At 62.5% G+C, this 18469-nt stretch carries 18 protein-coding genes and 1 tRNA gene; 9 read left to right on the top strand and 10 right to left on the bottom strand.

Features of this window, described 5'->3' with window-relative positions:
• Nucleotides 1–179: 179 nt before the first annotated feature.
• Together BPHY_RS13525 and lpxC are read left to right on the top strand one after the other, a co-directional pair.
• Nucleotides 180–689 carry a peroxiredoxin gene (locus BPHY_RS13525; RefSeq protein WP_012402039.1) on the top strand — a complete coding sequence of 170 codons (510 nt, stop codon included), beginning with the start codon at nt 180–182 and terminating at the stop codon, nt 687–689.
• Nucleotides 690–958: 269 nt separating this feature from the next.
• Nucleotides 959–1876: a UDP-3-O-acyl-N-acetylglucosamine deacetylase gene (lpxC, locus tag BPHY_RS13520; RefSeq protein ID WP_012402038.1), complete on the top strand. Its 918-nt coding sequence runs from the start codon at nt 959–961 to the stop codon at nt 1874–1876.
• 88 nt (nt 1877–1964) lie between these two features.
• Here lpxC and BPHY_RS13515 read toward each other — a convergent pair whose 3' ends face one another.
• Entirely contained in the window at nt 1965–2468 is a 504-nt protein-coding gene (locus tag BPHY_RS13515; protein ID WP_041764055.1) for a DUF721 domain-containing protein, read from the bottom strand.
• A gap of 317 nt (nt 2469–2785) precedes the next feature.
• On the opposite strand from BPHY_RS13515, the gene secA reads away from it, so the two are divergent.
• The 4 genes from secA (at nt 2786) to BPHY_RS13495 (ending at nt 8337) form a co-directional block, all read left to right on the top strand.
• Nucleotides 2786–5596 (top strand): preprotein translocase subunit SecA, encoded by a 2811-nt coding sequence (gene secA / locus BPHY_RS13510; protein ID WP_012402036.1) that lies wholly within the window; start codon nt 2786–2788, stop codon nt 5594–5596.
• A 149-nt stretch (nt 5597–5745) separates the two neighbouring features.
• On the top strand, nt 5746–6987 hold the full coding sequence (gene argJ / locus BPHY_RS13505) for a bifunctional glutamate N-acetyltransferase/amino-acid acetyltransferase ArgJ (RefSeq protein WP_012402035.1): 1242 nt from the start codon (nt 5746–5748) through the stop codon (nt 6985–6987).
• A gap of 40 nt (nt 6988–7027) precedes the next feature.
• Complete coding sequence (locus tag BPHY_RS13500) at nt 7028–7897, top strand: ATP-binding protein (protein WP_012402034.1); 870 nt, start codon at nt 7028–7030, stop codon at nt 7895–7897.
• Nucleotides 7894–8337, top strand: a complete 444-nt coding sequence (locus BPHY_RS13495; protein ID WP_012402033.1) for an NUDIX domain-containing protein — start codon at nt 7894–7896, stop codon at nt 8335–8337. The genes BPHY_RS13500 and BPHY_RS13495 overlap by 4 nt, the downstream gene beginning before the upstream one ends.
• 66 nt (nt 8338–8403) lie before the next feature.
• Here the strand turns inward: BPHY_RS13495 and BPHY_RS13490 are convergent, their stop codons facing one another.
• The 9 genes from BPHY_RS13490 to BPHY_RS13450 all read right to left on the bottom strand — a co-directional run bounded on the left by BPHY_RS13490 (nt 8404) and on the right by BPHY_RS13450 (nt 16329).
• Nucleotides 8404–8598, bottom strand: coding sequence for a DNA gyrase inhibitor YacG (locus tag BPHY_RS13490; protein ID WP_007747117.1), 195 nt, complete (start codon nt 8596–8598; stop codon nt 8404–8406).
• A 59-nt stretch (nt 8599–8657) separates the two neighbouring features.
• Nucleotides 8658–9413 (bottom strand): cell division protein ZapD, encoded by a 756-nt coding sequence (gene zapD, locus BPHY_RS13485; protein WP_012402032.1) that lies wholly within the window; start codon nt 9411–9413, stop codon nt 8658–8660.
• Nucleotides 9414–9608: 195 nt separating this feature from the next.
• Nucleotides 9609–10211 carry a dephospho-CoA kinase gene (gene coaE / locus BPHY_RS13480; protein WP_012402031.1) on the bottom strand — a complete coding sequence of 201 codons (603 nt, stop codon included), beginning with the start codon at nt 10209–10211 and terminating at the stop codon, nt 9609–9611.
• 3 nt (nt 10212–10214) lie between these two features.
• Nucleotides 10215–11144 carry a prepilin peptidase gene (locus BPHY_RS13475; protein ID WP_012402030.1) on the bottom strand — a complete coding sequence of 310 codons (930 nt, stop codon included), beginning with the start codon at nt 11142–11144 and terminating at the stop codon, nt 10215–10217.
• A 31-nt stretch (nt 11145–11175) separates the two neighbouring features.
• Complete coding sequence (locus tag BPHY_RS13470) at nt 11176–12399, bottom strand: type II secretion system F family protein (protein WP_012402029.1); 1224 nt, start codon at nt 12397–12399, stop codon at nt 11176–11178.
• On the bottom strand, nt 12396–13649 hold the full coding sequence (locus tag BPHY_RS13465; protein ID WP_041764053.1) for a GspE/PulE family protein: 1254 nt from the start codon (nt 13647–13649) through the stop codon (nt 12396–12398). Before BPHY_RS13465 ends, BPHY_RS13470 begins: the two co-directional genes overlap by 4 nt.
• 93 nt (nt 13650–13742) lie before the next feature.
• Nucleotides 13743–15047 (bottom strand): HlyC/CorC family transporter, encoded by a 1305-nt coding sequence (locus tag BPHY_RS13460; protein ID WP_041763614.1) that lies wholly within the window; start codon nt 15045–15047, stop codon nt 13743–13745.
• A 161-nt stretch (nt 15048–15208) separates the two neighbouring features.
• Nucleotides 15209–15285 (bottom strand) — tRNA-Pro (locus tag BPHY_RS13455).
• Nucleotides 15286–15336: 51 nt separating this feature from the next.
• Entirely contained in the window at nt 15337–16329 is a 993-nt protein-coding gene (locus BPHY_RS13450) for a polyprenyl synthetase family protein (protein ID WP_012402026.1), read from the bottom strand.
• A 238-nt stretch (nt 16330–16567) separates the two neighbouring features.
• Here BPHY_RS13450 and rplU point away from each other — a divergent pair, with 238 nt between their 5' ends.
• The 3 genes from rplU to cgtA all read left to right on the top strand — a co-directional run bounded on the left by rplU (nt 16568) and on the right by cgtA (nt 18465).
• Entirely contained in the window at nt 16568–16879 is a 312-nt protein-coding gene (gene rplU, locus BPHY_RS13445; RefSeq protein WP_007747161.1) for a 50S ribosomal protein L21, read from the top strand.
• Nucleotides 16880–16903: 24 nt separating this feature from the next.
• Nucleotides 16904–17164, top strand: a complete 261-nt coding sequence (gene rpmA, locus BPHY_RS13440; RefSeq protein WP_012402025.1) for a 50S ribosomal protein L27 — start codon at nt 16904–16906, stop codon at nt 17162–17164.
• Between the two features lie 188 nt (nt 17165–17352).
• Nucleotides 17353–18465, top strand: a complete 1113-nt coding sequence (gene cgtA / locus BPHY_RS13435) for an Obg family GTPase CgtA (RefSeq protein WP_012402024.1) — start codon at nt 17353–17355, stop codon at nt 18463–18465.
• Nucleotides 18466–18469 lie beyond the last annotated feature (4 nt).

Below are 18469 nucleotides of genomic sequence, written 5' to 3'. Positions count from 1 at the left end.
CAGAAGTGCACGAGCGTGGCGGGTGGAATGGCAAACAGGCCGCGTTGGTTTGCGCGCGCGGCATGGACAGGTGCCCTCTTCGTTAGCACGAAGCGGTTCGGGCCACTGTCGCCAGATGAAACGTCCACTGCGGCACGAGTACGTGCGAGCGTGCTCCGTATCGATGCGAAGGAACGAGCATGATTCAGGTAGGTGAAAAGCTTCCCCCGGCGACCGTTTACGAGTTGATCGAAGACGCTCGCGAGGGCTGCACGATCGGGCCGAACAGCTTCGACGTGCGCGAGCAGACGGCCGGCAAGCGCGTGGTGATCTTCGGATTGCCCGGCGCGTTCACGCCGACCTGTTCGGCGAAGCACGTGCCGGGCTACGTCGAACAGGCAGACAAGTTGCACGCTGCCGGGATCGACGAAATCTGGTGCGTATCCGTCAACGACGCGTTCGTGATGGGCGCGTGGGCACGCGATCAGCACGCCTCGGGCAAGGTGCGCATGATGGCGGACGGCAGCGCGGCTTTCACCCGAGCCCTCGGTCTGGAGCAGGATCTGTCGGCGCGCGGCATGGGAATCCGTTCCCAGCGCTACGCAATGGTGGTCGACGACGGCGTGGTCAAGACGCTGCACGTCGAAGCACCCGGCAAGTTCGAAGTGAGCGATGCGGCCAGTATTCTCGCGACGTTGAGCCAGCCATGACGCGGCCTTGAGGCTTCGTCGCGGCGATAGACTGCGGTCGTTGCGCTGCGGCAACGCTTTTCGTGACGCTGTTGTGACAGGCCGTAACGCGGGCCGATGACCGGAAACGCCTCCGTTCCGGGCATCGGCCCGTCACGCTTCCCGATAAGGTAACGGAGAGAAACAGATTGAAACGCCAGCGCAACGACGCTCCGTAAACGTTTGGAGTATAATTCGTGCTATGAATTAAAAAATCCTGATTAGGATTTTCAATCGAATAGAAGACCACCATGTTGAAGCAGCGCACTATCAAACAGATCGTCAAAACGGTTGGCATCGGCCTGCATTCAGGGCGCAAGGTCAACCTGACGCTCCGCCCGGCAGCGCCGGACACGGGCATTGTGTTCTGCCGCGTGGATTTGCCCACGCCGGTGGACATTCCCGCGTCGGCGATGGCGATCGGCGATACGCGGCTCGCATCGGTGTTGCAGAAAGACGGCGCGCGCGTGTCGACGATCGAACACCTGATGTCCGCGTGCGCGGGCCTCGGCATCGACAATCTTTACGTCGACGTCACGGCCGAAGAAATCCCCATCATGGACGGCAGCGCGGCGTCCTTTGTGTTCCTGATCCAGTCGGCGGGAATCGAAGAGCAGAACGCGGCGAAGAAATTTATCAAGGTCACGAAGCCGGTCGAAATCCGCGACGGCGACAAGTTCGCACGTCTCGATCCATACTTTGGCTTCAAGCTGAAATTCACGATCGACTTCCGTCATCCCGCAGTGGACAAAACCGGTCAGGCGCTCGAAGTGGACTTCGCGAACACGTCGTATGTGCGCGAGATCGCCCGCGCCCGTACGTTCGGCTTTGCGCACGAGGTCGAGATGATGCGTGAACTGGGGCTGGCGCGTGGCGGCAGCATGGACAACGCAATCGTGCTGGACGAGTACCGCATCCTGAACAACGACGGCCTGCGTTACGACGACGAGTTCGTCAAGCACAAGATGCTGGACGCGATCGGCGATCTGTATGTGGTCGGCCACCCTTTGCTGGCCGCGTATGACGCGTACAAGTCGGGCCACGGCCTGAACAACGCGCTGCTGCGTGAACTGCTGGCGCACGAAGATTCGTACGAAATTGTCACGTTCGACGATCCGCTGAAGGCGCCGCGTGGTTTTGCCTACGACACGCAGACGGCGTTCGCGTAAAGCGTGCGCTTCGGCGCCATATCGAGCAGCAACGAAAAGCGGCCTGTACGGGCCGCTTTTTCATGTGGTGCACCCGTGCTATGAGGCTTCACTTCCGATGGCGAGCCGCCATGCGCGCCAATGCGGCTTGCAGCGGCGAAGGCTCGAGCGATTCGCTGAGTGCGTGCAGTGCATCGGCGCCGACGCGCGACATGCGCGCCTCTTTTGCACGCGCCGGTTCTTTCGCCGGCTGCGGACGCACGCGAATCCGCAAGGAATTGACCGGCCAGCCGCGCTGCTGCAGTTCCGACAGCAAACGTGGCTCCAGATGCCGCAACCGCGCAGCGAGCGCATTGTGGGCGGCGAACAGCGCGAGCACGCCGTCCTTGATGAAGCCGGGCTCGACGCTCGTCGCCAGATAATCGGGCAGCAGTTCGGTGAGATCGCGTTCCAGCGCGGCAATCTGCTCGACGCCGGCGCGCAGCGCGGCGAACGCGTCGGTACGATTCAGGACTTCGGCAACGGCCTGTGGCCGGCGTACGTCGAACGACCGGGAGCCCAGCTTCGGGCCCGGTTTCAGCGATTGCCTTGAAAACGGTGAAAAACGGCTCATCTGGGACTTTGTTCGCGACACGCGCGCCGCGTGCCTCATGCCGAGATTGTACCGTGTGCGTACCGTGTGGCACGGGCGCTCAACGCCGTTTTGCGGCGTGCCGGACGGCAGCAGCGGCAGCGCTTCGGCCCTGGCCGGACGGCCTGGCGTCTTGCCGCTGACACAGGCGTACGCGGGGGCGCGTGCTAAAATCCGTGATTCGAATTTCTCTTGGACCTAAGCCGCCGAGGCTTCTTCGGCCAAGGGTTGCAACAAGGTGAAGAGGTGTAAAAACCGGCCTTGCAACCTGACCGAAACCGCGACGCAACCACGATCCGATGACCACCGGTTTTCTACAAAAGATTTTTGGCAGCCGCAATCAGCGGCTCGTCAAGCAATATCAAAAGACCGTCGCGGCGATCAATGCGCTCGAACCGCAGATCGAGCAATTGACGGACGATCAACTGCGCGCGAAAACCACGGAATTCCGGCAACGCGTGAGCAGCGGCGAGTCGCTCGACAAGCTGCTGCCCGAGGCGTTCGCGGTGTGCCGCGAGGCGAGCAAGCGCGTGCTGAAGATGCGGCACTTCGACGTGCAGCTGATCGGCGGCATGGTCCTGCACTACGGCAAGATCGCCGAAATGCGCACGGGCGAGGGCAAGACGCTCGTCGCGACGCTGCCGGTGTATCTCAACGCGTTGTCGGGCCGTGGCGTGCACGTCGTCACGGTGAACGACTACCTCGCGCAGCGCGACGCCGAATGGATGGCGCGTCTGTACAACTTTCTCGGGATGTCGGTAGGTATCAACCTGTCGCAGATGGATCATGGCCTGAAGCAGGAAGCGTACGCCGCGGACATCACGTACGGGACGAACAACGAATTTGGCTTCGACTATCTGCGCGACAACATGGTCTACGAGACCGATGCGCGCGTGCAGCGAACGCTGAACTTCGCGGTCGTCGACGAAGTGGACTCGATCCTGATCGACGAAGCCCGTACGCCGCTGATCATCTCCGGCCAGGCTGAGGATCACACCGAACTCTACGTGCGGATGAATGCGCTGCCGCCGCTGCTCGACCGCCAGATCGGCGAAGAGAAAGCCGACGGCACGGGCGTGGAGAAGCCGGGCGACTACACGCTGGACGAGAAGGCGCGCCAGGTGTTCCTGACGGAATCGGGACACGAGAAGGCCGAGCGTCTGCTCGCCGAGTGGGGCCTGATCGGCGAGGGCGAAAGCCTGTACGCGCCCCAGAACATCACGCTGATGCACCATGTGTACGCCGCGCTGCGCGCCCATACGCTGTTCTACAAGGACCAGCACTATGTCGTGCAGAACGGCGAGGTGGTGATCGTCGACGAATTCACGGGCCGTCTGATGGCAGGCCGCCGCTGGTCAGACGGTCTGCATCAGGCCGTGGAGGCGAAGGAACACGTGAAGATCCAGAGCGAGAACCAGACACTCGCTTCGATCACGTTCCAGAACTACTTCCGCATGTACGCGAAGTTGTCGGGCATGACGGGTACGGCCGACACCGAAGCGTACGAATTCAACGAGATTTACGGCCTCGAAACGGTCGTGATTCCCACCAATCGCCCGCCGAAGCGGATCGACAAGCAGGATCAGATCTACAAGACGGCGATGGAGCGCTACAACGCGGTCATTCGCGATATCCGCGATTGCTACGACCGCGGTCAGCCGGTGCTGGTCGGCACGACGTCGATCGAAAACTCCGAACTGCTGTCGCAACTGCTGAACAAGGCGGGCTTGCCGCACGAAGTGCTGAACGCAAAGCAGCACGCGCGCGAAGCGGCGATCGTTGCGGAAGCGGGCCGTCCGAAGCGCATTACGATCGCGACCAACATGGCCGGCCGTGGTACCGACATCGTGCTGGGCGGCAATGCCGAAAAGCAGGCTGCGTTCATCGAAGCCGACCTGTCGATCCCCGAGGAAGAAAAAGCGCCGCGCATCCAGAAGTTGCACGACGAGTGGCAGACGCTGCACGATCAGGTGAAGGCCGCGGGCGGCCTGCACATCATCGGCACCGAGCGTCACGAATCGCGTCGTATCGACAACCAGCTGCGCGGCCGCGCCGGCCGTCAGGGCGATCCGGGTTCGTCGCGTTTCTACCTGTCGCTGGAAGATCCGCTGCTGCGCATTTTCGCGGGCGACCGCGTGCGCGCCATCATGGACCGCCTGAAAATGCCGGAAGGCGAGGCGATCGAGGCAGGCATCGTCACGCGCTCAATCGAATCGGCGCAGCGCAAGGTCGAAGCGCGCAACTTCGATATCCGCAAGCAGCTGCTCGAATACGACGACGTGTCGAACGATCAGCGCAAGGTGATCTACCAGCAGCGCAACGAACTGCTCGAAGCGCACGACATCACCGAAACCATCGGCGCGATGCGTCATGGCGTGATTACGGACATCGTCCGGCAGTTCGTGCCGGCGGGCAGCATCGAAGAGCAGTGGGACGTGCCCGAGCTCGAAGAGGCATTGCGCAACGACTGGCAGCTCGATCTCGCCATTCAGGAGATGATCAACGAGTCGCAGTCGATCGATCCAGACGAGATTCTCGAAGCCGTGCTCGCAGCCGCCGACGAAGCCTACGAGTCGAAGGTCGAGCAGGTCGGCCGTGAATCGTTCAGCGCGTTCGAGCGCTCGGTCATGCTGCAGACGCTCGACCGTAGCTGGCGCGAGCACCTCGCCGCTCTCGATCACCTTCGTCAGGGCATCCATCTGCGCGGCTACGCGCAGAAAAACCCGAAGCAGGAATACAAGCGCGAAGCGTTCGAACTGTTCGCTGCGATGCTCGACTCGGTGAAACTGGAAGTCACGCGTATCGTGATGAACGTGCAGATCCAGTCGCCGGAACAGCTCGAACAGGCGGCCGAGCAGATGGAAGAGCAAGGCAGCCATCTCGAGAACGTCGAGTTCCGTCACGCCGATTATTCCGAAGGCGGCGCGGCCGTCGCGGCGGCGCCCGTTGCCGCGAATGCAGCGGCTGCGATGATCGGCGACGCCATGGCTCACGGCGGGAGCGCGGCAGCGCCGTTCTCCGGCGACGCCGTACCGAAGGTCGGCCGCAACGACCCGTGCCCATGCGGCAGCGGCAAGAAGTACAAGCAGTGCCACGGCAAGATTGCGTGACACACGAAGGCGGCGCGCATCATGCGCGCCGCGTCGTTTGAAGCGTGCATTGCTGGTGAGTTCGCGGTGGCGCGCGTCCATCCGGCGCCATCACCCTTGATCCCCAATGCCGGCGTCCGCCGGCATTTCAGTCTCGACAGGTCGCAAACATGGCTGTCAATTTCCCCCCGATCGATCCCGCTCAACTCCGTCCCGTCGCCGGCGTCACGCTAGGCTGGGCCGAGGCAAACATCCGCAAGCCGAACCGCAAGGATGTGCTCGTCATTTCCGTCGACGAAGGTGCGACGGTGGCGGGCGTGTTCACGTCGAACCGCTTCTGCGCGGCGCCCGTGACGGTGTGCCGCGATCATCTCGAGCGCGTGCGTACGGGCGGCAAGGGCATCCGCGCGCTTGTCGTGAACACCGGTAACGCGAATGCCGGGACGGGCGAGCCGGGCATGAAGCATGCCCTCGAAACCTGTGACGAACTCGCGCGACTGGCGGGCATCGCGCCGGAACAGGTGCTGCCGTTCTCGACGGGCGTGATTCTCGAGCCGCTGCCCATCGACCGTCTGAAGGCGGGCTTGCCGGCTGCGCTGGCGAACCGCCAGGCGGCGCACTGGTACGACGCCGCGCAGGCCATCATGACCACCGACACGCTGCCGAAGGCCGTGTCGCGTCGGGTCCAGATCGATGGCCACACGGTCACGATGACGGGCATCAGCAAGGGCGCCGGCATGATCAAGCCGAACATGGCGACGATGCTCGGCTTCCTCGCATTCGACGCGAATGTCGCGCAGCCGGTGCTCGACGAGCTGGTGAAACATGTGGCCGATCGCTCGTTCAACTGCATCACGATCGACGGCGACACGTCGACGAACGACTCATTCATTCTGATTGCATCGGGCAAGTCGAGCCTGCCCGCCATCACGTCGACGGATTCGCCCGCCTACGCCGCGCTGAGCAAGGCCGTGACGGAAACGGCACAGGCGCTCGCCCAACTGATCGTCCGCGACGGCGAGGGCGCGACCAAATTCATGACGGTGCAGGTGGAAGGCGGATCGAGCATTGTCGAATGCCGCCAGATCGCGTATGCGATTGGCCATTCGCCGCTCGTGAAGACGGCGTTCTATGCATCGGACCCGAACCTCGGCCGCATTCTCGCCGCGATCGGCTATGCGGGCGTGACAGACCTGGACGTCGGCAAGATCGATCTGTATCTGGACGACGTGCTCGTCGCGAAGGCGGGCGGGCGCAATCCCGAGTACAAGGAAGAAGACGGACAGCGCGTCATGAAGAAGGCGGAAATCCTGATTCGCGTGGTGCTTGGCCGTGGCAATGCGCAGGCGACCATCTGGACGTGCGATCTGTCGCACGAGTACGTGAGCATCAATGCCGACTACCGTTCCTGATCCGCTTCCGATTCGCTCCTGATTTGCTCCCATTTACCACATGGATAAACTTGAACAATTCCTGACGCGCGCCGAAGCCGTCCTGGTGCGGCTTGAGGCAATGCTTCCTCCCGCCGCGCCGGAGATCGACTGGTCGGCGGCTGTTGCGTTCCGCTGGCGCAAGCGCCAGGGGCGCGGCTATCTGCAGCCGGTGCCCGCCATCTCGCTGATCTCGCTCGACGATTTGCAGAACATCGATCGCCAGAAGAACCTGATCGAGCAGAACACGAAGCAGTTCGTCAAGAAGCAGCCCGCGAACAACGTCCTGCTGACGGGCGCGCGCGGCACGGGCAAGTCATCGCTGATCAAGGCTTGTCTGAATGCGTACTCGAAGGACGGTCTGCGGCTGATCGAAGTCGACAAGGACGATCTGCACGATTTAGGCGATATCGTCGATCTGATTTCGGCGCGTCCCGAGCGCTTCATCGTGTTCTGCGACGACCTGTCGTTCGAAGAAGGCGAGTCGGGCTACAAGGCGCTGAAGGTCGCGCTTGACGGATCGGTGGCGGCGCAGTCGGACAACGTGCTGATCTACGCGACCTCGAACCGCCGGCATTTGCTGCCGGAATACATGAGCGACAACGAGACGTACAAGCACACGTCCGACGGCGAGATCCATCCGGGCGAAGTCGTCGAAGAGAAGATTTCGCTGTCCGAGCGCTTCGGCCTGTGGGTCAGCTTTTATCCGTTCAAGCAGGACGACTATCTGTCGATCGTCGCGCATTGGCTGCATCACTTCGGCTGCAGCGATGCCGACGTCGAAACCGCGCGCGGTGACGCGTTGATCTGGGCGTTGGAGCGCGGTTCGCGCTCCGGACGCGTCGCATGGCAGTTCGCGCGCGACTGGTCGGGCAAGCGGGCGCAAGCATGAGCGACGCAGCGCATAACGGCGCGCCGAAGGCCGCAGACGTCAACGAAGCGGGCCGGCCGGTGACGGAAGTGGCCGTCGGCGTGCTTGTTCGACCCGACGGCCGCTATCTGCTTGCGCAAAGGCCCGCGGGAAAACCGTATGAAGGCTACTGGGAGTTTCCGGGCGGCAAGCTGGAGCCGGGCGAATCGGTCGAAGCGGCGCTTGCACGCGAACTGCACGAGGAACTCGGCATCGACGTGCAGTCTAGCCATCGCTGGCACGTGCTCGAGCACGACTATCCGCACGCGTACGTGCGCCTCTATTTCTGCAAGGTGACCGCCTGGGGCGGCGAGCCGCATGGCCGCGAAGGTCAGGCGTTCGCGTGGCAGACGTTGCCCGCTCAGGTGTCGCCGTTGCTGCCTGCAACGATCCCCGTGCTGGAGTGGCTGGCTGCGGAATGAAACGAAGGAGGAATCGCCGTATGCGGCTTCCGCCTTTTTCGATGTGCAACGCCCTGCGGTCGCCGTTCAGTGCGAGCGGTGTTCGCCGGGTGTGTCGTCGGTTGGCGGTTCTTCATCAGTGCCGCCGATCTTGTACTTCTCGGCCGCCCACGCGCCGAGATCGATCTGCTTGCAGCGCTCGGAACAGAAGGGACGGAAGCGGTTTTCGGAAGTCCAACGGACATCCCTTCCGCAGCTCGGGCATTTGACTACAGTGACCATTCGATCAGACGTTCAATCGCAATCGATAACACCACACAGGTGGGGTTGTTTGCGTCGGGTTAAAGACTGCACAGTGTCAACTGGAACGGTACGTCGACATCGACTGCGCGCGGACGCAGATCGCCATCCTGCACCGTAAAGCGCACCCACAGCATGTACTTGTTGGCGCTTGCTTCCGGGATCACGCGCAACTCCGGTGCCACGCGTACCTGCATCAGCTGATACGTGCGGCCCGACAGCATCTGCTGATAGCTCCCCTGCATCGCCATGACTTTCGACGCCTGCCCCGATTCGCGCGCGAGTCGCAGCACGATGGCGGCCGCGTCGCGCAGCGGCAGGAGGGGCATGATCCACTTGGCGATGTCCTGGCGTCGCTGGTCAGGATGCGTCTGCTGCCACGCGTAGTACGAAGGAAGATCGAACTTGCAGGTGCCGCCGGGGATGATAGCCCTGCTGCGGATGCTGGCAAGCCACTCATTGTCCGCAAGATGCTGGCCAGTCTTGCCTTGCATTTGCGTGAGCCCCGCCAGCGTCTGTTCCATTTCGCCGAGGACGGCTTCTAACGCATTTTGCTCGATGCCCGGATTGCCGCGAAACGGAGCGAGCGTTTGACGCTGCCGCTCCAGTTCCTTCATCAGATCGGACTTGAGATCCGCGCGGCCCGCGACTTCGGCGATTTCGAACAGCGTAGTCAGCGCGACGTGATGTTCCCTGGCATCTTCCTGAGTCAGAAAGAACGTGAAGCGCTCGAACAGATCTTCGAGGCGCAGCAGCGTCCGGATTCGCTCATTGAAGGGATACTCGTAAAGAATCAAGCGGGCTCGCCTCGGGCGTGGTCGGTGACGGAATTGCAGGACATTCTAATGCCGTGAGACTACCCTCGCAATCACGCACTTTTTCAGCGGGCCTCCGTCAATTTTTGCGTCCATTTGCGCCCATTCGTTGCGTCGAGACGCCGTTCCTGACAATATGCGCCCACATTACCGTCGTCGAGCAGAATCGCTCACGGCTTATGCGCCAGCGAGCGAAACATACGAGCGATGAAGCTGATCGACATCAACGTCGAGTTGTTCGAGCGACCGTCCGTCGTTGACGATGACGTCGTCGGCGGCAGCGAGGCGTGCGTCGCGCGTCGCCTGACGCGCAATGATCGCGAGCACCTGTTCGCGCGTGAACGCATTACGCCGCATCACCCGGTCGATTTGCGTCTCGACGCTGCAATCCACGGCGAGCACCCGGTTCACACGCGTTTTCCAGCTACCGGATTCGACGAGCAGCGGCACGACGACGATCACGTACGGGCCCGTCACGTGTTGACGCTGACGTTCGGTCTCCGCCCGGATCAACGGATGCGTGATCGCTTCGAGCCGCTTGCGCGCATTCTCGTCGCTGAAGACTAGCGCGCGCATGCGGGCGCGATCGAGCGAGCCGTCTTCGGCGACGAACGATGCACCGAACTCCGCCGCGATAGCCGGCATCGCGAGACCATTCGGCGCGGTCACGCGATGCGCGATCACGTCGGTATCGACGAGTGTCACGCCACGTTTCGCGAACAGATCGCCTACCGTAGATTTGCCGCTGCCGATGCCGCCCGTCAATCCCACAGCAAACATGCGTCAGCCTCCCAAAGCCATGTAAAGCGGCGTGCCGACAAAGAGCGTCACCGCGCCGCCCGCCGCGAGAAACGGACCGAATGGCAGCGGCTCTTCGAACCGCATGCGGCCGATCCACGTTGCAAACAGGCCCACGACGGCACCTGTCACCGCCGCGATCAGAATGATCTGCGGCAGCGCAGTCCAGCCAAGCCACGCACCCAGTGCGGAGAGCAGCTTGAAATCGCCGTATCCCATCCCTTCGACACCGCGCACGATCTTGAACAGCCAATGCACGCACCACAATGCGAGGTAACCGGCGATCGCGCCGACTACGGCATCGTGCAGGGTCGCGAACACCGCATTGAAATTGACGATGAGGCCGGCCCACAGCAACGGCAAGGTCATCGAATCGGGCAACAGGTGCGTGTCGATATCGATCGCGCTCATCGCCAGCAGCGTCGCACACAGGCCGAACGCAGCGAGCGCCGAGCCCGTTGCACCGAACGCGACGAGCGCACCCAGCGCCAGCGCCGCGCTCGACAGTTCGAGCAGCGGATACCGAAAGCTCACGCGCCCCTTGCATTGCGAGCAGCGACCGCGCAACAGCAGATAGCTGAACACGGGAATGTTCTCCCACGTGCGCAGCACATGAGCACAATGAGGACATGCGCTGCGCGGCAACCACAGGTTGTAGCGTTCGGGCAGGCCGTCTTCGTCGAATGCGTGGCCCGTTGCTTCGTTGACTTCCGAGCGCCATGCGCGTTCGAGCATGATCGGCAGCCGATGCACGACGACGTTCAGAAAGCTGCCAATCACGAGGCCGAAGACGATCACGAACGCGATCTGCGCAGCGGCCGGCAACATGTCGAAGGCCGCGCTGAGGTTGTCCGCGAAACGGGCGAGCGGGCCGCTAAGGGAGGGTTCGGGTACGGACGTGAGCGGGATCGGCATGATCGATTGTCGGGATTCGGCTGCGATGCTACTACACCACGTTGCCGAGTTGGATAATGGGAAGATACATCGCGACGACAAGACCGCCGACGAGCACGCCGAGCACGACGATCACGAGCGGCTCGCACAGGCTGGCCAGGCCCGCGATCTTTTCGTCTACCTGACGATCGCTCAGCGACGCGACATCGAGCAGCATCGTATCAAGCGTGCCCGATTCTTCGGCGACGGCGACGGGTTGCACGATCTCTTCGGGAAAGCATTGCGCTTCGCGCATGGCGGGCGCGAGCCGCACGCCACGCCGGAGCTGCGCCGAGATCGCGACCGTGGCGCGATCGAACCATGCGTTCCCCGTGGCGTGCGTGAGCGAATCGAATGCATCGGCGAGTGGCGTCCCTGCCGACAGCAGCGTGCCAAGCGCGCGGCTCCAGCGCGCGGCGCATAACGTAGCGAGCAGCGGACCGGCAAACGGCAGCCGCAGCGTTATGCGCGCGAAGTGCAGACGTGCCGCTTCCGAGCGTCGTAGCGCGTGGCGCGTCGCGAACACAACCAGCGAGGTGATCGCTGCGAGCGGCACGCTCCAGCGGCCCGCCGCAGCCGACATCGCCAGAACGAACTGCGTCGGCGCGGGCAGCTTTGCGCCGAACCCGTCGAAAATCTGCTTGAACGTCGGCACGACCCATACGAGCAGCGCGGTCGTGATCGAGAGCGCGAGCAGCAGAACCGCGACGGGATAGGTAAGCGCGGCGCGAACCTTGGCACGCTGGGCAGCGGCGCGTTCCCGGTCGTCGGCGAGCCTTGCAAGGACGGCCGGCAGCGTGCCGGATGCTTCGCCTACCTCGACCAGCTGACAGTAGAGCGCGTTGAACTGCGCGGGATGGCGTGCAAGCGCCGACGAAAAACTGACGCCTGCCGTTATGTCGCGGGCGAGCGCGCGCACGATGCGCGGCATGCCCTTGGTTCGCGCGTTGTGCTTCGATGCCTGCGCCAGTAGCTCCAGCGCAGACGCAAGCGGCAATCCTGCTCGCAGCAATCCCGATAACTGACGGGTGAATAGCGTGACGTCGGCGGCGCGCGCAGCGGGTGGAGGCGCAGCACCCCGTGCGATCCATTCGACGGCATAGAGCGCGTCCTGCTTGAGCATTGCGCGCGCCGCGGAGAGATCGGGTGCGATCACGGTTCCGCGACGGCGTACGCCATGTGTGTCGAATGCGCGCCACTCGAAGCGCTGTTCGCTGCTGATCGACGCGCGGGTCATGCAACCTCCGTTGCGCTCGATGCTTCGGCCAGACTCGTCGTGCCGTCGAAAGCACGGGCGAGCGCGGCTTCGCGCAATGTCTGCACGCGTTCGGCCTGCGCCTGTCGAGCGAGCTCGTGTGTACCGGCGCGAGCGACGATGAGTTCGCGCATTGCATCGGAGATCGGCATGACCTGATGGATGCCGACCCGTCCGCGAAAGCCGATGCCATGACACGCTTCGCATCCGCATGGAGCGTAGGGATGCCACTGCGCGAGCTGATCGTCGGGCACGCCAGCCGAGCGCAACGACGCGTGTGTTTCTGCCGCATGTTGTTTGCACCTCGAACACAGACGCCGCACGAGCCGCTGCGCCGTGACGAGACGCAGCGCCGCCGCGAGGTTATACGGTTCGACGCCGATGTCGATCAGACGCGCGATGGCGGCCGGCGCGTCGTTCGTGTGTAGCGTCGACAGCACCAGATGCCCGGTTTGAGCCGCTTTGACGGCGACGTCGGCCGTTTCTTCGTCGCGGATTTCACCGACCATGATGACGTCGGGATCCTGACGAAGGAACGCGCGAAGCGCGACGGCAAACGTCAGCCCCGCCTTCTCGCGCACGCTGACCTGATTGACGCCCGCGAGCTGGATTTCGGCAGGATCTTCGACCGAGCAGAGATTGCGCGAACCGCAGTTCAACAGTTGCAGGAAGCAGTACAGCGACATCGTTTTGCCGCTGCCCGTCGGACCTGTGACGAGCACGAGCCCATGCGGCGAGCGGATCGACCGGTCCACGATGTCGCGCTGCCCGGGCGCGAGTCCGAGCGAATCGAGCGACAGATCGGCGGGCAGCGCTTCGAGCCGCCGCAGCACGAGCTTCTCCCCGAACAGCGTGGGCAGCGAATTCACGCGGTAGTCTTCGACGCGGCCCGCCGTCACGGGCAGGCGCAAGCGGCCGTCCTGGGGCACGCGCCGTTCTGCGATATCCATGCGCGCCAGCACTTTCACGCGCGTGATGAAAGCGTCACGTAGATGGACGGGCGGGCGCGCCAGTTCGTGCAGTACACCATCGACACGCAGACGCATTCGCCAGCCGTGCTCCATCGGCTCGATGTGCAGGTCGGATGCATTGCGGCGCGCCGCTTCCTGCAGCGTGCCGGACAGGAGGCGGACGGCGGGCGGGCTGTCGGCGTCTGACGTGACGGATTGAAGCGACGGCGTGTTCGCGGCGACGCTGGGCGCAGGCGTGGCAGTGTTGGAAGGGGTGCGCATCGAATACCGGCTGAGGGCCGCCTGTAGAAATGACGGCTTCATCATCCGGGAGCGTGCGCGTGCAGACTATTCGGCCGATTGGCCAACCGAGTGTCAGCGGCGCACGAGGCGCTTGATCTTCGAGCCCGCCGGCGGACCAGGGCGAAAGATCTTGACAGTTCTGACCGCCTGGTCGTCGCTGCGCAAAACTTCCAGCTTGACGTCCGCGATCTTCACGCAGACATCGCCTTCAGGAATTTCTTCGAGAATTTCCAGGATCAATCCGTTCAACGTCTTCGGGCCATCCGTCGGCAATTTCAGTTGCAGCCAGCGATTGAGTTCGCGCAACGGCATGCTGCCCGCGACGATGCATTCGCCGTCCTCGTTCCAGCCGCCGCGCGAGCTCGCGCTGCGCGGCACCGACGTCGTGAACTCGCCGATCAGCTCTTCGATGATGTCCTCGGGCGTCACGAGTCCCTGCAGCTCGCCATATTCGTCGACGACGAGCGCGGCGCGATGGCGGCTTTCCTGAAAGAACTGCAGTTGCTGGAAGACGGGCGTGCCTGTCGGGACGAAGTAGGGCTCGGCGAGCAGTCCGCGCAGCGTTTCGCGCTCCAGTTCCTGGTTATGTAGCGCGGACAGCGTCTTGCGCACATGGAGCACGCCGAGAACGCGGTCGAAATCGCCCTGATACACGACCAGCTTGTTGTGATAGCAGGTTTCGAGCTGATGCAGGATCTGTTCGAACGGTGCGTCGAAGTCGAGCGCTTCGATACGGCGGCGCGGGATCATCACGTCGTCGACGGTGATGTTCTCCAGGTCGAACAGGTTCAGCAGAATGCTGCGGTGCTTGGTCGGCATGAAGCTGCCGGACTCGAGCACGATGGTGCGCAGTTCTTCCATCGACAGCCGCTGGTCGTGGGCGCTTTTCGTGTTGATATGCAGTACGCGCAGGATGGCGTTCGCGAACAGATTGACGAACCAGATCAGCGGCTTCGACGCGCGCATCAGCGGCGCGATCAACAGACTGGCGGGTAGCGCGATCTTTTCCGGAAACGTCGCGCCGACGATCTTCGGCGTGATTTCGGCGAACACGATGATCAGGAACGCGACGATACCCGTGGCAATCGACAGCACCACGCTATTGCTGCCGAAGGTGTGCAGCGCGATCGACGTCGTGAGAACAGGGATGATTGTATTGAACAGATTGTTGCCGATCAGGACGGCGCTCAGCAACTCATCGGTGCGCGCGAGCAGGCCTTGGGTCGTTTTGGCGCCAAGTGCGCCTTTGGTCGCGAGATGTTTCAGGCGATGGCGGTTGATGGCCATCATCGCTGTCTCGGTAATGGAGAAGAAGCTGGAGCAGATGAGAAGCAGGACGACGGCGCCTATTTGCGCCCATAAGGGAAGTTGTTCCACGCGACGTGAATAAGAGAAGGGGAAGGGATGGGGAGAATATAGCAGAGGGTTTGGTAGCCCTCAGTGGCCGGACGGCGGGCTTGACCTTGTCCACCCTTTTCCCTGCTTCTCAAACGACGGACGAAAAAAAACCGCGCAGTGCACGGTTTTTTTGAAGAATCTGGTCGGGGTGAGAGGATTCGAACCTCCGGCCTCTACGTCCCGAACGTAGCGCTCTACCAGGCTAAGCTACACCCCGATTTGGTACTGCTGTCACTCGATTCAGACTAATCCGGCGTTTCAGTCTTGTTTAAGACTGCCTCGTCGTCGAGTAAGAACATAAGTTTAACAGGCTTTCTTTGTAAATGGAACTGGGAAACGAAGAAATTGCTGTTGCCGCGGCCTGTGCTTCCTGTTTTGCGCACTCAAGCGTGTGATCGAGCGCGCCGGAACGCGTGATCGCCTCAAAGATCTCGTCGAAACGATCGGTGCCGCCTTGCTCGATAGCCTCGCGCGCGAGCGCCGACTGTTCCGGCGTGCCTCGTTCGATCAGATAGATAAGCGGCAGCGTGGGCTTGCCTTCGCGCAGATCGTCGCCGGCGTTCTTGCCCATCGATTCCGGCGTGCCGGTGTAGTCGAGCCAGTCGTCCATGATCTGGAAGGCCGTACCGATGCGGCGGCCGAACTCTGCCGCGGCGGCTTCCGTGGTCGCGTCGGCTCCTGACAGCACCGCGCCCAGCTGGGCGGCGGCCTCGAACAGCTTGGCCGTCTTGTAGCGGATCACCTGCATGTAACGCGCTTCGTCGACGTCGGCGTCATGCATGTTCAGCAGTTGCAGCACCTCGCCTTCGGAAATGATGTTGGTCGCTTCCGAAAGAATCTCCATCACGCGCATCTTGCCAACGCCGACCATCATCTGGAAGGAGCGCGAATACAGGAAGTCGCCGACCAGCACACTGGCCGCGTTGCCGAACAGCGCGTTAGCGGTCTGCCGGCCGCGACGCAGGTCGGATTCGTCGACGACGTCGTCGTGCAGCAGCGTAGCCGTATGGATGAACTCGACGACGGCCGCCAGTTCGTGCCGGTACCCCGTCCGGTCACCGAGCGCCCCCGCCACGAGCAGGAGCAGCGCGGGCCGCAGACGCTTGCCCCCGGCACTGATGATGTACTCGGAGATCTGGTTGATCAGCATCACTTCCGACGCCAGGCGGTGCCGGATCACGCGATTCACCTGCTGCATGTCTTCGGCGATCGGAGCGAGCAGATTGGCTGCGTTGGGGGTTGGGGTGGCGGTTGACGACATGGTGGCGAATTCGGGTAGTGCCGCGAATTATAAGGCGAACTGCGGTATTTCCGCGCCGTATGCCATTGGGTCATGGCGGTTTCGGTCCGTTTCCGCGTGGTTTCGCGCGGTTTGTTACGCACGGGACGGCCTTGCGCGGCTGTTGTCAACTGATTTTGACCGCGAAGCTAACTCTATGTATAATCGAAGGTTTCCGCGCGTGGTGCGTCGGGAAAATGAATTTAGAGTGAGGTTTTCAATGTACGCGGTCATAAAAACCGGCGGCAAGCAGTACAAGGTTGCTGTCGGCGAAAAACTTAAAGTAGAACAGATACCGGCAGACATTGACGCTGAAATCACGCTCGACCAGGTTCTCGCAGTGGGCGAAGGCGAATCGATTAAGTTCGGTACGCCGCTGGTCAGTGGGGCTTCCGTCAAGGCTACCGTCGTGTCGCAAGGTCGTCACAAGAAAGTGACCATCTTCAAGATGCGTCGCCGGAAGCACTACCAGAAGCATGGCGGCCACCGCCAGAACTACACCGAACTGCGCATCGACGCGATCAACGCGTAAGCGCACCGGTTAAGGAGCTAACAAATGGCACACAAAAAGGCAGGCGGATCGTCCCGGAACGGCCGCGACTCCGAGTCGAAGCGACTTGGCGTGAAAGTGTACGGCGGTCAGGCGATCCTGGCTGGCGGCATTATCGTGCGTCAACGCGGCACGCGTATGCACCCGGGCGAAAACGTCGGTATCGGCAAGGATCACACCTTGTTCGCGCTGACGGACGGCCACGTCAAGTTCACGACGAAGGGCGCTGGCAAGAAGCACATGGTCAACGTCGTCCCGGCCGTCTGAGTTTAATCAGGCACGGGCTTCAGGACCGAAAAAAGGCCCCGCGAAGTTTGCGGGGCCTTTTTGTTTGCGGCGACGCGGCAAGCCGTTGGCGCAAATCGACAAGAATCAGGTTCAATCTGGCCGTTCGGCCAATGGTACGTGCGCGCTGCGCGCGGCAAAATAGCAATACATACGGGACGGAGTAACGCATGAAGTTCATTGACGAAGCGAGGATCGAAGTCATCGCCGGCGACGGAGGAGATGGCAGCGCGTCGATGCGCCGCGAGAAATTCGTCCCGTTCGGCGGTCCGGACGGCGGCGACGGCGGCCGTGGCGGCAGCGTCTATGCAGTCGCAGATCGCAATATCAACACGCTGATCGATTACCGCTACTCGAAAAAGCATCAGGCTCGCAACGGCGAAAACGGTCGTGGCTCGGACTGCTATGGCAAGGGCGGCGACGACATCACGCTGCGCATGCCTGTCGGCACCATCATCACCGACATGGACACGGGCGAGCTGATCGCCGACCTCACCGAGCACAATCAGACGGTGCGCATCGCCGAAGGCGGCGCGGGTGGGCTCGGCAATCTGCATTTCAAATCCAGTACGAATCGCGCGCCGCGACAGAAGACGGACGGCAAGCCCGGCGAACGCCGAATGGTGCGCCTCGAGTTGAAGGTGCTCGCGGATGTCGGTTTGCTCGGCATGCCGAACGCAGGCAAGTCGACGTTCATTTCGTCGGTGTCGAACGCGAAGCCGAAGATCGCCGACTATCCATTCACGACGCTCGCGCCCAATCTCGGCGTGGTGCGTGTCGGGCCGAGCCGCAGCTTCGTGATCGCGGATATTCCCGGGCTGATCGAAGGTGCGGCGGAAGGCGCGGGCCTCGGTCACCAGTTCCTGCGCCATCTGCAGCGCACGGGCCTGTTGCTTCACATCGTCGATCTCGCACCGTTCGACGAAACCGTCGATCCCGTCGCGGAAGCCAAGGCGATCGTCAACGAACTGCGCAAGTACGACGAAGAGCTGTTCAGCAAGCCGCGCTGGCTCGTGTTGAACAAGCTCGACATGGTGCCAGAAGACGAGCGGGAGGCACGCGTGGCCGCGTTCCTGAAGGACTTCGAATGGGACGGCCCGGTGTTCGAAATCTCGGCGCTCACCGGTCAGGGCTGCGAGAACCTGTGCTACGCGGTGTACGACTACCTTGCCGAGCACTCGGATGCGCAGCGCGCGGCAGAAGCCGAAGATCTGGCCGCCGACGTGCGTTTTCGCGGGCAGCAGCAAGGTGACGCGAACGCGCCCGTCGGGCCGCAGGAGTAAGCGA

It is taken from the genome of Paraburkholderia phymatum STM815 (genome assembly GCF_000020045.1).
Taxonomy (GTDB): Bacteria; Pseudomonadota; Gammaproteobacteria; order Burkholderiales; family Burkholderiaceae; genus Paraburkholderia; species Paraburkholderia phymatum.
Note: the sequence above shows the minus strand (reverse complement) of the source record. Positions and strands in the feature narration are given on the sequence as shown.